This window comes from Colwellia sp. MB3u-8, assembly GCF_014076985.1.
Taxonomy (GTDB): Bacteria; Pseudomonadota; Gammaproteobacteria; order Enterobacterales; family Alteromonadaceae; genus Cognaticolwellia.
In genome coordinates this window covers 346,000-360,070 of the sequence record NZ_JACGVA010000073.1, presented here as the reverse complement: position 1 = coordinate 360,070, position 14,071 = coordinate 346,000, and the positions used below count along the sequence as shown (strand labels likewise).

At 40.3% G+C, this 14,071-nt stretch carries 12 protein-coding genes; 5 read left to right on the top strand and 7 right to left on the bottom strand.

The window, feature by feature from the left end; all coding sequences use genetic code 11:
* Positions 1-64: 64 nt before the first annotated feature.
* Both H4J54_RS18505 and H4J54_RS18500 read right to left on the bottom strand, forming a co-directional pair.
* Positions 65-955 (bottom strand): RimK family alpha-L-glutamate ligase, encoded by an 891-nt coding sequence (locus H4J54_RS18505; protein ID WP_182192406.1) that lies wholly within the window; start codon positions 953-955, stop codon positions 65-67.
* Between the two features lie 53 nt (positions 956-1,008).
* A complete protein-coding gene (locus tag H4J54_RS18500; protein ID WP_182192405.1) occupies positions 1,009-1,509 on the bottom strand; it encodes a hypothetical protein in 501 nt (166 codons plus the stop codon).
* Between the two features lie 262 nt (positions 1,510-1,771).
* Here H4J54_RS18500 and H4J54_RS18495 point away from each other — a divergent pair, with 262 nt between their 5' ends.
* Positions 1,772-3,511 (top strand): DUF885 family protein, encoded by a 1,740-nt coding sequence (locus tag H4J54_RS18495; RefSeq protein ID WP_182192404.1) that lies wholly within the window; start codon positions 1,772-1,774, stop codon positions 3,509-3,511.
* A 454-nt stretch (positions 3,512-3,965) separates the two neighbouring features.
* Here H4J54_RS18495 and rpmG read toward each other — a convergent pair whose 3' ends face one another.
* The 3 genes from rpmG to radC all read right to left on the bottom strand — a co-directional run bounded on the left by rpmG (position 3,966) and on the right by radC (position 5,543).
* Complete coding sequence (gene rpmG / locus H4J54_RS18490) at positions 3,966-4,121, bottom strand: 50S ribosomal protein L33 (protein WP_070375415.1); 156 nt, start codon at positions 4,119-4,121, stop codon at positions 3,966-3,968.
* 9 nt (positions 4,122-4,130) lie between these two features.
* On the bottom strand, positions 4,131-4,367 hold the full coding sequence (rpmB, locus tag H4J54_RS18485) for a 50S ribosomal protein L28 (protein WP_146877856.1): 237 nt from the start codon (positions 4,365-4,367) through the stop codon (positions 4,131-4,133).
* Between the two features lie 498 nt (positions 4,368-4,865).
* Entirely contained in the window at positions 4,866-5,543 is a 678-nt protein-coding gene (radC, locus tag H4J54_RS18480) for a DNA repair protein RadC (protein ID WP_182192403.1), read from the bottom strand.
* An 83-nt stretch (positions 5,544-5,626) separates the two neighbouring features.
* On the opposite strand from radC, the gene coaBC reads away from it, so the two are divergent.
* The 4 genes from coaBC to H4J54_RS18460 all read left to right on the top strand — a co-directional run bounded on the left by coaBC (position 5,627) and on the right by H4J54_RS18460 (position 10,023).
* The gene (gene coaBC / locus H4J54_RS18475; RefSeq protein WP_182192402.1) at positions 5,627-6,871 is read left to right on the top strand and encodes a bifunctional phosphopantothenoylcysteine decarboxylase/phosphopantothenate--cysteine ligase CoaBC; all 1,245 of its coding nucleotides are present in this window, start codon (positions 5,627-5,629) and stop codon (positions 6,869-6,871) included.
* Positions 6,872-7,017: 146 nt separating this feature from the next.
* Positions 7,018-7,602, top strand: coding sequence for a nucleoid occlusion factor SlmA (gene slmA / locus H4J54_RS18470; RefSeq protein ID WP_146877859.1), 585 nt, complete (start codon positions 7,018-7,020; stop codon positions 7,600-7,602).
* A gap of 73 nt (positions 7,603-7,675) precedes the next feature.
* Positions 7,676-9,148 (top strand): aminoacyl-histidine dipeptidase, encoded by a 1,473-nt coding sequence (locus H4J54_RS18465; RefSeq protein ID WP_182192401.1) that lies wholly within the window; start codon positions 7,676-7,678, stop codon positions 9,146-9,148.
* A 215-nt stretch (positions 9,149-9,363) separates the two neighbouring features.
* Positions 9,364-10,023 (top strand): response regulator transcription factor, encoded by a 660-nt coding sequence (locus tag H4J54_RS18460; protein WP_182192400.1) that lies wholly within the window; start codon positions 9,364-9,366, stop codon positions 10,021-10,023.
* A gap of 60 nt (positions 10,024-10,083) precedes the next feature.
* Here the strand turns inward: H4J54_RS18460 and H4J54_RS18455 are convergent, their stop codons facing one another.
* Positions 10,084-13,521, bottom strand: a complete 3,438-nt coding sequence (locus H4J54_RS18455; RefSeq protein ID WP_182192399.1) for a PAS domain-containing hybrid sensor histidine kinase/response regulator — start codon at positions 13,519-13,521, stop codon at positions 10,084-10,086.
* 78 nt (positions 13,522-13,599) lie between these two features.
* Positions 13,600-14,040 (bottom strand): hypothetical protein, encoded by a 441-nt coding sequence (locus H4J54_RS18450; RefSeq protein ID WP_182192398.1) that lies wholly within the window; start codon positions 14,038-14,040, stop codon positions 13,600-13,602.
* Positions 14,041-14,071: the final 31 nt, after the last annotated feature.

The following is a 14,071-nucleotide window of genomic DNA, read 5'->3' as shown; positions in this document are numbered from 1 at the left end:
ACCGTTCATCCGGTACATAAAAAAGAGGCTTTGGCCTCTTTTTTATTGCTTTGCTCTTTATATCTTAGGCTTTAGCCGTGAACGCTGTCATGCGAGTGTCAAAAGCGTTGGCAAAGCGCAGCGCTGAGGCATCGTCCATATTAAAATAAAGCGAAGGCTCAATTAACTCGGCTTCCATTAGGGCAAAGGTGTTTTGATAGCGAACAAAGTCAATGCGCGCGTAGAGTAGTTCACCATGGAGTTTGCTGATCGCTTGCATTGTATTGTTTGCTGCTACCAATAAGGATGGTTCCGGCATTACCGATAATAAGCCACCACCATGCTCTTCTTGAACTCGAAAGTCACCTTGGGCTGGGGTTTTTAATATGGTGTGACTGTACTGGCCGTTAAAATAAAACAACGAAAATTCACCTTCTTGGCAAATAGCAGCCATAAAAGGCTGCACCATTAACTCTCGCTTTGCAAACGCTTGACTTAACTCAGCTACTTTGTCTTGATAAGTGTCTTTTGTTAGCCAAAATGTATTATCAGCATTGGCACTGACTCGCGGTTTTAAGACTATTTGCTCGGTAGAAAAATGGTTGAAATATCCCGCCATATTGTCAGGTTCAAAAGCCTGTGGCCATAAGGTCGGTACAATAGTTACTTGCTCAGCGGCTAAGCTTTTTAAGTAGCTTTTATTAATATTCCACTGCACCACCTTCAAGCTATTCTCTAACCGGGCGCTTGATTGTTCAATAGCCGACAGTACCTTGAGAAAACTTTCCTTGTCATCTTGGTAATCCCATGGGCTACGAATAATAACCGCGGTATAGTCTGACCAATTTACGCTGCTATCATGCCAGGAAATTACTTCGGTTTGCCAGCCTAAAGCCAGCATTGGCTGATCAATCAAACAATCATAAGCTTCAAAATTTGCCAAACTGTCCATAGATAAAATTGCGCATTTTTTCATAAAATCTACTGCCTCTGCTGAATTGGTTAAGGTTAAGGTAAATAAAACTAACGCTAGTTAGCAAAAATTTCTGCTGGAAACAATTGCCCGTACATAGCTATCGGCATAACAAGCCATTGTGCTGATGTTTGATTAAAGATCAATAATTGCTGCTCGGTGGCATAAAAACTTAGCTGTAATGGCAGGGGTTGGCCGGCAATGTCGAGCTTAACATCCAGCGAAAATTGTCGATCAACTATCGGAGCTTGGGCCATCGCCTCACCGCTACTTTGCTGCCAAGACATCATCATTTGTGCTAATGCTTGGCCGGAAATATTAGCTGGAACTGCCCGCCAAGTGCGGCCTATCCGCTCAATAGTAACCACATTATTGATGTTGAGCGTTAAAATAATATTTTGCGACCCGACTAAAGCAATCTCTTGATGGCTAGTGACCTCAGTATTTTCATCTGGCGAGTAAATTTTTTTCTTCGTGGCGTTAATCAATAAAATAAAGCTCATTACCATAATGATAATGACATTATTCCAGCCAGTTTTTGATAATCTGATCATCATGTACCTCAGTACTGCCTATTATCTTCATCATACGAAAAATTAAGCTCATTAGAATATAGCGGTACATTAATACCCATTTCATTAAATTATTGCCCACTTGTGCTGGTTAAAATACACCAAGGTTGCGCTGCTCTCAATCACAATAGCCAGTATTGCTCAATCAAGCGTCTTGCCCTGAGGTATTTTCTCTGCGCACAACAAGATCACAAATTTAATGAAAGTGGTATAATATCAACAACACCCCCCCAAATTAAGGCTTAGTATGAAACTAAAACCATTAAGTGTTCGAGTATTATTACTCTGCGGCTTATTCAGCACAACCAGCACGTTTGCCAACCAAACCAGTGAACAGTTTCAACAGTTACTCAATGAGCATTGGCAAAGGGCAAATCAAGAACAAGTATTTTTTCGAAAAGACCCCGATGCCTTTCGCATGAAAGGTAAATTACCTGAAATGTCAGCAAGTGGCCGCGAACGTCGGTCAAAATACAATAATGAATTGCTAACGCGTATTGAAAATATTGATGTTAATAAACTCTCAGGTGCTGATCAGGTCAGCTATCGTTTATTTAAATATGAACGCGAAGCGGAAGCAAAAAGTTATCAATTTCAAGATCACCTTTATCCGTTAACCTATTATTCAGGTTTTCATAGTTACTTTGCTGGCGCTCCAGCCAACATGTCATTTTTAACCGAACAAGACTATAGTAATTATTTAATCAGTCTCGCTGATTATCCACGTTATAACCAAGAACATATCGTTGATCTAAAACAAGCCATTGCCTTAGGTCATACCCATTACTGTGAAAGCTTTAAAGGCTATGAAAAATCAATCAGTAAGCATTTAGTCGCTGATGTACAAAACAGTGTTTTTTATGCGCCTATGCTGAATATGCCAGCCGTCATTTCATTAACAGAGCAAGCGCGGTATCGTCAACAAGTAAAAACCTTGATTAAAGAGACTGTTTTACCCGAGTACCAAGCCTTTTATGACTTTTTCACCAAAGAATATATGACTCACTGTCGGACCACGGCTGGCATTAGCAGTGTTGAGGGCGGCGAGGCATACTACCAATATTTAATCGAGTATTACACGACCACGGATTTATCGGCTGATGAAATTCATCAAATAGGTCTAGATGAAGTCAGTCGCATACGAACAGAAATGCAGCAAATTATTAAAGCTGTGGGCTTTAAGGGTGAATTTAAAGATTTTATTGCGTTTTTGCGTAACGACAAGCAGTTTTACACCGATAGTGCGATGGATATGCTGGAAAAAGCCAGCTATATCACCCGTAAAATGGCGGGGCAACTACCTAAGTGGTTTTCGGTATTACCCCGTTCAACTTTTGACATTAAATCCAGTCCAAACGGCGGTGCCTATTATGTTGCTTCCGATGGCAGTGGTACCACACCTGGTACCTACTTTTTAGAGACTCAAAATTTACAAAGCCAACCTTTATATACTTTAGAAGCATTAACCTTTCATGAGGCAGAGCCCGGTCATCACTTTCAAAGTGCTATTGCGCAAGAAGTGGATATGCCCGAGTTTCGTAAAACTTTATACCACGCCGCCTATGGTGAAGGTTGGGGGCTATATTCTGAACGTTTAGGTAAGGAAATGGGCTTTTATCAAAATCCATACAGTGACTTTGGTCGCTTAACCTATGAAGCATGGCGTGCTTGTCGCTTAGTGGTCGATACGGGTATCCATGCCAAAGGTTGGACCCGTCAACAAGCGATCGATTATTTAGCCAAGAATACCGCTTTAAGCATGGCTGATGTTATTGGCCAGATTGACCGCTATATTACTTGGCCAGCGCAAGCCTTGTCATACAAAATTGGTGAGCTTAAAATTCGTCAATTGCGTGCCAAAGCCGAACAAGCATTGGGCAATAAATTCGATATTAGAGCCTTTCATGATCAAATGCTGAAAAATGGTAGCTTACCTATGGCGCTGCTTGAAGAGTTAACCATGGACTGGATAGCGCAGCAGTTGTAACGGCTAAAATATTTATATCATGCAAAAAAAAAGAGCAATGCCATTAAGTGGTTGCTCTTTTTAGTTACTCCTTATCCCAGCTTAAGCAACCTTGCCCAACCAACCACTTTTCAAAGCTTCATGGTCATCATCATAGTTATTAAGCGAATAAAATAACAGCGACTTGCTAGCTATTGTCAGTTCTTCCAATTCAGTTAACTCAGCTGTTGCTGTACTTAAGATCGACTTGACGTAATTGCATTTTCATAACGGCCGTTTAGTCGTGAGTGACTGGCATATCAGACAGGACTAAAGCCAAGCTGCAGAGGGTAAAATAGGCATAACGTTAAGGCGTAGGTTTGCTGTGCAAATTAATCATGACGGGTCAGGGTCGTTAACGGGCAGTTAACTGAGTGATTTTCTATAGGCAATAAAAAACCCGGTGTAAACCGGGTTTTTAAATAAGCAGTATCAATTACTTGATTTTAGCTTCTTTATACATAACATGCTGACGGATGCGAGGATCAAACTTTTTGATTTCCATCTTTTCAGGCATAGTTTTTTTGTTTTTGTCAGTAGTGTAAAAATGGCCAGTGCCAGCACTAGAAACTAAACGAATTTTATCGCGCATTGCAATTCCTTAAACTTTTTCGCCACGGGCACGGATATCAGTTAATACTGCATCAATACCGTTTTTATCGATAATACGCATTCCTTTCGGAGTTAAGCGTAATTTAACGAAACTATTTTCACTCTCAACCCAAAAACGGTGAGTTTGAAGGTTAGGTAAAAAACGACGACGAGTCGCGTTTCTTGCGTGCGAACGGTTGTTTCCAACCATTGGCTTTTTGCCTGTTACTTGGCAAACTTTAGACATATGAGTACTCCAAAATTAATTTCAGGTCGTGCTGTATTTCCCCAAGACCGTCGCCTCGGGATCCTGAAAAAGGTGGCATATTATAGTGAAAGTGAAAAATGAATGCCAGTATTAATCAACTTTAAAGTGAATAGTTTTTAAAGGCAATATAATTCAATAAGTTAAGATGAATAATTGACATGATCCTAGTGTTTCATGAGTTATTATCATTCGAATCGACTGTTAATAGCACATTTTCAGTCTATTTTATCAGCTAACTATTTACGTGATCTTTCTTTTTGATCTTTTTTAGCCAGTTCATTAGTTAAAAGGTGAATAATAGCTAACATAGCTACTTGAGTATTAAGCGCAAATACTTGTAGCTGTGCTATTGCTGTTTTACGTAAGGCCAATCTGCCAAGGTGAAAATGACGCCCCTGCTGTGCGACTTTTTGCTTGTCACGCCATGTATTCTTTGGAGCTCAAAACAGCTTGCTGAAATACTCACGCATTATTCAATTATTCAATCATTCGGCCATGTTCAGCATACGAATAACAATGACAACCCGCCACAATGATATGATCAAGTACTTTTATATCAATTAACGCCAGTGCTTGTTCTAGTCGATTGGTAATTTGGTTATCGGCAATACTTGGCTCAGCAATACCCGACGGATGATTGTGCGCAAGAATAACCGCACCCGCTTGATATTTTAGTGCGGTCTCAACCACAATGCGTGGGTATACTGCAGCCGCATTAATGGTGCCGTGAAATAAGCGTTCAAACTTTATCACTTGATGCTGAGTATTTAAAAATAGCACAGCGAATACTTCTCGGGTTTCATGGCGCAGTTCAGCTTTTAAAAAGTTTTGCGTGCTCAGTGAAGACGTTAACGCTTGCCCCATTTTCATCTGTTCCGCTAAATAGCGTGTCGACATTTCTAAACATGCTTGTAACTGCACATATTTTGCAATACCTAAACCATGATGCTGGCAAAAGTCATCTAATCCCGCTTGATATATTTGCGAAATACTGCCAAAACTTTTTAATAAATTTCGTGCAAGGTCAACTACATGGCAACCTTTAACGCCTGTGCGTAAGAATATTGCCAGCAGTTCGGCATCACTTAAGCTTTTCGCGCCAAAGTGTAATAACTTCTCTCGTGGTTTTTCACAGTCTGGCCAGTCTTTTAACATAAGTGCATCCTTGCAAAGTGATTTTAATAAAAGTGTGATAATGCTATCTTATTGCCCATTGTCGTTATTAAGATTAGCAGTTTATGCAGATTCTTCAGGGTAAAAAAATCCTATTGGGTATCAGTGGCGGCATTGCCGCCTACAAAACGCCAGAGCTAGTGCGCCGATTAAAAGATAAAGGCGGCGATGTTCGTGTGGTGATGACAGACGGCGCTCAAGCCTTTATTACGCCATTAACCTTACAAGCGGTTTCCGGCAATGCGGTTTCAAGTAGTTTATTAGATACGCAAGCTGAGTTGGCTATGGGCCATATCGAACTGGCAAAATGGGCTGATTTTATTTTAATTGCACCCGCTACAGCCGACCTTATCGCTAAAATTGCCGCCGGGTTGGCAAATGATTTGCTAACCACGCTTTGTTTAGCGACGGCAGCGCCAGTGGCTATTGCACCGGCAATGAACCAACAAATGTGGCATAACCCAGCAACACAAAAAAATATTAACACCTTAATGTCATGGCACTACAGCTTATTTGGTCCAGGTGCTGGCGAACAAGCCTGCGGTGATGTCGGCTTAGGCCGCATGTTAGACGTACCTGAGTTAGTTGAATTAACTTGCCAAGCAATCGTAAAAATGAATAACCCTGATACTGACTTAAATGAGCCAAAACCTTTAACTGGGCAGAAATGGTTAATTACCGCTGGGCCGACACGCGAAGCTATTGACCCTGTGCGTTATATTTCCAACCACAGCTCAGGAAAAATGGGTTTTGCTATTGCCAATGCAGCGCAAAGCCTTGGTGCAGAGGTCACCATCATCTCAGGGCCTGTTAGCTTAGCAACCCCACAAGGTTGCCAAAAAATAGCGGTAACTAGTGCCACAGAGATGCATCAACAGGCTATCGCACTCGCGCCTGATACTGATGTTTTTGTTGCTTGTGCTGCTGTGGCTGACTACCGTATTGATCACATTGCCAGTGAAAAAATTAAAAAATCGCACGATACCATGCAACTTAACTTGATCAAGAACCCTGATATTGTTGCTGATGTTGCTGCACTAGCGCATAAGCCTTTTACGGTTGGCTTCGCCGCTGAAACGCAAAATGTAGAGCATTATGCTCGTGATAAATTGGCCCGTAAAAATCTTGATATGATTGCCGCCAATAACGTTGCTGCTACAGGCCAAGGTTTTAACAGTGACAACAATGCGTTAACGGTATTTACCGCTAGCGATAAAAAAGTTTTACCTTTAATGAGCAAAAATGAGCTTGCCAAACAATTAGTACAACATATTCACCAAACATGGCAAAGTTCTCGATTAAAGAATTAATGTCGGGCGGCTAATTTCAGGCTTGAACATTAGCTAAATAACGCTATACAATCACGCTAATCTTTTAGTAGTAAAACCATCGGCATAATTTATCCATCCGTTTGGTCTGACTGTTGAAAATATAATAACAATAGAGAACCAGTTTTATGTCGGCAACTCAAAAACCTAATCGTAAACAACAAATTTTAGAATGCCTTGCTCATATGCTACAAACCAGCGCAGGGCAGCGGATTACAACGGCAAAACTTGCCGCCGAAGTCGGTGTTTCTGAAGCGGCGCTTTATCGCCATTTTCCATCGAAAGCACGGATGTTTGAAGGCTTAATAGAGTTTATTGAAGAATCTATTTTCTCTCGGGTAAACCTGATATTAACCGACCATAAAGAAGCCTTGATTCGTTGCCATCATATTTTGCATGTATTACTTATTTTTGCTGAGCGTAATCCCGGTATGTGCCGCATTCTTGCCGGTGATGCATTAATGGGGGAAAACGAGCGTTTACGGGCTCGTGTGAATCAATTTTTTGAAAAACTTGAATCACAATTTAAGCAAGTTTTGCGAGAGCGAAAGCTACGAGAAGGTAAAGGTTTCACCATTTCAGAGCAGGCTTTAGCCAACATTTTAATGGCTTATGCTGAAGGTAAAATTAACCAATATGTTCGTTCTGACTTTACCAAGAAACCCAGTAACGATTTTAATGAGCAATGGCAATTTTTAATGGCTGATAAATAGGCCATTGCTGCGAAAAAAATCATGGCGACAAGAGATTAATTGTCATCAGTAAGTAAAAATTTAAGGAAAGCTATTGAGTACGTTAGCACAACTAGAACCAAGCAAGTTATGGCAAATTTTTGATAAAATTTGTAGCATTCCACACCCGTCAAAACACGAGCAAAAAATATCGCTGTGGATCCAAAACTGGGCAACTGAACTCGGGCTAAGTGTTAAAGAAGACGCTATTGGCAACCTCATTATTAAAAAACCCGCCACGGCAGGTATGGAAAATAAAAAGGGCGTTATTTTACAAGCTCATATGGATATGGTGCCACAGAAAAATGCGGCCACTGATCATGATTTTCGTATCGACCCTATCAAGCCATACATAATTACCGAAGCTGATGGTGACTGGGTAACCGCTGAAGGTACGACACTAGGTGCGGATAACGGTATTGGCTTATCATCTGCGTTAGCGGTTCTGGCCAGTGACGATATTGTACACGGCCCGCTAGAAGTTTTAGTCACTATTGATGAAGAAGCGGGCATGACGGGTGCTTTTGGTCTTAAAGCCGGTTGGTTGGACGGTGACTTGTTAATCAATACTGATTCAGAGCAAGAAGGTGAAGTATACATGGGTTGCGCTGGCGGCATTGATGGTGAAGCCACTTTCGCTATTAGTAATGAAAGTGCGCCTGCTGATGTTGAATCATTTAATTTGTCAATTTCGGGTCTTAAAGGTGGGCACTCTGGTGTCGATATTCATACCGGTCGAGCCAACGCTAACCAAGTATTGGTGCGTTTTTTACTCGACGCTAGCAACACTTTAGGTTTACGTTTAACGGAATTAAATGGCGGCAGCTTACGCAATGCTATTCCGCGCGAAGCCGATGCTAGCTTTGTTATTAGCCGGACGAAGATTGAGCCGTTAAAAGCCAAGCTAGCTGAGTATTTAGCAACAGTGCGCCAATCGCTAGGTGCTATCGAAACCCATATCGAGATGTTATTGATTTCGCCTGAAACTTTTGATGAATGTTGGACGCAAGCCAGCCAACATACTATCTTACGTGCACTTAACGCCTGCCCTAATGGTGTGTTGCGGATGAGCGATGACATTGAAGGCATTGTTGAAACCTCCTTAAACTTAGGTGTTATGCGCAGCAAAGGTAATAAATTTGTCGCCATGACTTTGATCCGTAGTTTACATGACGACGGGCGCTTAGCCGCACAAACCATGGTGCAATCTGTGTTTGAGCTCGCTGGTGCGAGTATTAAATTTTCTGGCGCTTACCCTGGTTGGAAACCTGATACCAGCTCAGCATTAATGCAAACTGTGCGTGACACTTATCAAACCCTGTTTAATAAAGTACCTGAAATTATGGTTATTCATGCCGGTCTTGAATGTGGTTTATTCAAAACAGCTTATCCGCATTGGGATATGGTGTCATTTGGCCCAACGATCAAATTCCCTCACTCACCGGATGAAAAAGTACAAATAGCAACCGTTGAGCGCTATTGGCAGTTATTGTTAGCCGTATTAGCCAATATTCCAGAAAAATCGTAAGTGATGCTGTAGCGCCTTATTTTAGTGCGCTACAATTCGCTTTTGTTTTTTCTTTGCTACTCTCATATATAAAGTTTTATCACTATTTGATTAATTCGGATAAAATTCGACCCGATTAACAAAATGTTTGCTAGACTAAAGTCTAATGAACAAGCCATTGTAAACAGCTTAAAATAAGATTGGCATCCTATAAATTTTATAAAGGAAATAACGATATGATTCAGCCAGAAAAAATTATAATAGCTGACGATCATCCATTATTTAGACAAGCATTATTAGGGACATTAAAATTAAAACTCACCCAAACACTTTGGTTGGAAGCACAAACTATAGCTGAGCTAGAACAGCAACTGCGCGACAATAACGACAGTGATCTGCTATTACTAGATTTGCATATTCCGGGTGCCCATGGCTTCAATACCTTAATACATGTACGTAATCATTTTCCACAAATACCGGTTGTAGTGGTATCGGCTCATGAAGACCACGAAACCATACATAAATCTATGGGCTATGGCGCTTCAGGCTTTATTCCAAAGTCTACCCCCGTTGACGATATTTATAATGCCATTCAACAAGTCTTATTAGGTAATGTTTGGACACCCGATGCGTACAATGAGTCGTCACCGATGCAAGACAATAACAATATAGCAGAGCGTGTTGCTAGCCTGACTCAACAACAATATAGAATTTTAATGATGTTCGCCCAAGGCATGCTTAATAAACAAATTGCCTATGATTTAAATGTATCAGAGGCGACCATCAAAGCGCATGCCACGGCAATATTTCGTAAACTTGATGTTCGTAACCGCACACAAGCTGTTATCGTTATTGCTCAACTTGATATTTCTGATGTGCAATTACAAGACTGTTAGTCTGTAGTAACCTGAACTTGAATCACTAAAATTGAAAATAAGTAAGGTTATCACCAGTCATTATTGCAAATATTTTTCTTGCATTTTTTTCGTTAACATCGAACTCATCATCGCCCTAAGCGCGGCAGGTTTTATCAATTTACGCATAAAACCAATATCTGCTACTAGGGCTTTTTCCTCTAGGTTACTATCTGTGGTGGCGGTAATTAACACCGCAGGCACGTAGTGTCGACTCAACTTTCTTAGCGCTGTAATTAACGCGATACCGTTAAAGTCACCATCGAGTTGATAGTCAACTAACAGTATTTCGATATCGTTTTTGTGCTCATCAAAAATTGACAGAGCTTGATGATATGAATCCGCGGCCAATACGTTGCAACCCCATACGGATAATAGCTCAACCATACCACCCAATACATCAGGGTCATTATCGATACACATTACCGTAACATGGCTTAAACCTAAATTAACTACAGGTTTTTTGGCTACTGATTCTCGTTGTGCTCGAGTTCGTTCAACGCCAACGGTAAATTTACAACCCATATTCACTTGTGAACTCAGCGCTAAAGGGTGACCCAGTAATTTAGCTAAGCTTTGGGTAATGTTTAGCCCTAAGCCTAGACCTCCTGCTGAAGAACTCTGCTGATTATTTAACTGGGTAAATTGCTCAAATACCATGGTTTGTTTTTCTTCAGGAATACCTGGACCATTATCTAGCACTTGTATATTAACCATATCTCCTTTCGCTCGTGCCCCTAACAATATCTTACCTGGACTGGCATAACGAAAGGCGTTACCAATTAAATTTTGCAATATTCGGCGTAATAAACTTCGATCTGAACGTAACCACATTGAATTACAGCGTACTCGAAACTCCACTTTATGTTCCACAGCACTGGCAGAAAACTCTTTGGCAATATCATCAAATAAAGATTTCAATGAAAAAGAGCTGATATTGAGTTTTATATTACCACTTTCAATCCGAGAAATTTCTGACAAATCTGCCACTAGGTCATTGGCTACTTTTAAAGAGTGGTCAATATTGTCTACCTGTCGTTGTTGTGTTGCTGTTAAATTTCCTTGGCTAGCTAAAGCTGAGGTAAATAGCCGCGCAGCTTCTAATGGCTGCATTAAGTCATGGCTACAAGCTTTTAAATATAAGCTTTTTTTAATATGCGATTGCTCCGCTTTTTCACGGGCTAAAGCTAAAGCATCGTTGGTTTGCTCTAATTTTTGTGTTCGCTCAAGCACCCGCGTTTCCAAATCCACATTGGCTTCCATTAAACCTCTTTCGGCTTGGCGATAGACGGTAATATCAGAAAATAACATAACAAAGCCACCACCCGGTAGCGGATTACCTTCAATGCGTATGACTCTACCGTCACTATCTTCTCGTTCAGAGCTATGCGGACTGCCATTGCGTAAATGCATTAGGCGTTTACTAACTTGCTCATCAACTTTACCCACACCGCATAAACCTCTAAGTATGTTAAAGCGAATTAAATCACTGACGGGGCTACCTTGAAAAACCAGCTCGCTGGGGTAGTTAAATAAATCAACATACTTTTTGTTCCAGGCAACAAGGTTTAGCTCACTATCAACAATGGAAATCCCTTCACTGGCATTTTCGATCGCACTTTGTAATAAATCTTGGCTATATTGTTGTCGTTGGCTCGACGCTTCTTCCACTAATACCGCCACTTCGTCTAAAGCAATATCACGACCATCCAACGCCGACGATAATACTAAACGGGCAGACGATGCACCCATAACACTCGCCAAAGTATTTTCAGTGTGCTGCAATAATTTTTGGTTATACGCTACATTGCTCATTTGTGTTTTGTCTGTTGCACACTGAAATTGTATAAAACTAGCGCTGGATTTTTCTTCACCAACAAAACGCGAAAGTAACAGCTCAACTTCTTGATAATTGATTTGTTTATTACCTTGTAACTGTAAAGCTTTTGGCGCTTTGTATTCCATAAACAAGGATACTTGCATGCGCTCTTGCACACTTTGACGACTGACATGAGAAAGTAACCACATGGCAATGATGTTAGCGGATAAAGACAACAGACTTGCCATTGAATTAGCCGGTAGAAAGCCGCCTTCAAAGGGGTTTGGATAAAGGCCAAACTGTGGCAGAAAGTTGAGCGTTAACCAAGCACCAAAACCAATCACGATTCCGCCATAAACCGCAGTTAACGTGGCTCTACGCCAATAAAAAGCGGCGACTAATGCTGGCGTTAATTGGGCAAAAGCACCAAAGGCTATTTCACCTAAAGAACTTAAGGTATCTGGTGATGTCATCAAAAACACGCCATAACCTAATAAAATAACAAATAAAATCAATATTTTACGTATAGTTAATAATCGTAAACGGAAATTATCATAATCTGTTTCATGGTGTTTATTTGCTCGATATAACCAAGGAAAAACAATTTCATTACTGAGCATAGTACTCAAAGCAATAGAAGAAATTATGACCATAGAGCTGGCAGCAGATATTGCGCCCAAAAAGGTTAACAGGGTTAACCAAGGTTGTTGCTGATACCAAGGTAGAAATAATACGTAAGCATCAGAGGGAACACTATCGCCCAATAATAACTGTCCTGCTAGCCCTAAGGGTACCGCAAAAATTGCAAATATTAATAAGTAAAGTGGAAAAATTCGACGACTAAGCCAAGTATCTTTTTCATCTTTAAGTTCAACTACCATGACTTGAAATTGCCGTGGTAATGATAAAAATGCCGCCATTGTGATCACTAGCATAGCGAACATTGACATAATATTGGGAAAGTTCAGTTGCTGTTCAAGATTCAGGATAGTCGACGATTGACGCCAAATTTCCATGGGCGAATCAAAGAGCACGTAGGTAACAAAAATACCAACGGCAGCGAAGGCAAACAACTTAACTAAAGATTCAAAGGCTATCGCGAGCATAACACCTGGATGACGTTCAGTCACATCGATATTACGCACACCAAATACTATGGTAAAGCCAGCTAAGACTAAACTAACGATTAACCCAAAATGCCAATTAGCTAAACTCTGCTCTGCTTGCAGCTGTTGAAAAGTATAAACAATGGCTTTTAATTGCAGCGCAATATAAGGCATGGTGCCCACTAAGGCGACTATGGTCACTAAAATGGCTAAGTTATGTGATTTACCAAAGCGAGCAGCTAATAAATCAGCGATCGAAGTCAGATTTAATTTTAAACTAACGCTAATAATGCGTTGAATGAAAGGCCAAGCGAATATAAAGAGTAGTATAGGCCCTAAATATATCGGTAAATGTGAAATGAAATTACTCGACGCTTGTCCAGTAGTGCCTAAAAAACTCCACGACGTACAGTAAACGCCTAGGGTTAATGCATAAATTATCGCCTGGCTTTTGCGTAATAATTTATGACGGTATTTATCTCCAATATAGGCAATAAAAAACAGCAAACCTATATAAGCAAAACTTAAGCCTGCTAATTGCCAATTTGGAAACATAACATTTCTCTATAACTGATATTAATCATCTGATTATATGGATTTATTCAGAGATGTCATTAAACTTAAAGTTCAACGCTAATTTAATGTTTGAGTATAAAACTCCGCAATATATTGGCCACCTTTGATGTTAGCAATAATGCGTAATTTTTGCTTATCACCCTTGTTACTAATATTATTGCGTAAAGGTGTTGGGCTCTGCCAGTAATAGGCATTATCCATCATACCTAAAGGGTAAGCGCTGACTTGGTTGTTATTATCAACTAAAAAAAATGTTGCACTATCGAGTGGAAAAGTCGAATTTAATGTTGTAGTGCCCGCTTTATCATAAATATTAACCTCAAATGTCCCTGATTTCAAAACACACTTTTCATTGATCACATCACAAAGACCAAATGGCACCATATTAAATACTCGTTCTTGATCTGCTTTATTTTCGATATAAAAATCTGACGCTATGTAGCCACCCAAGATAAGAAACGGTGCCACTATTAATGCTGTTCTTGTATGACGATTCATGATTATCCTTATTTTCTTTAGTATTCAAATT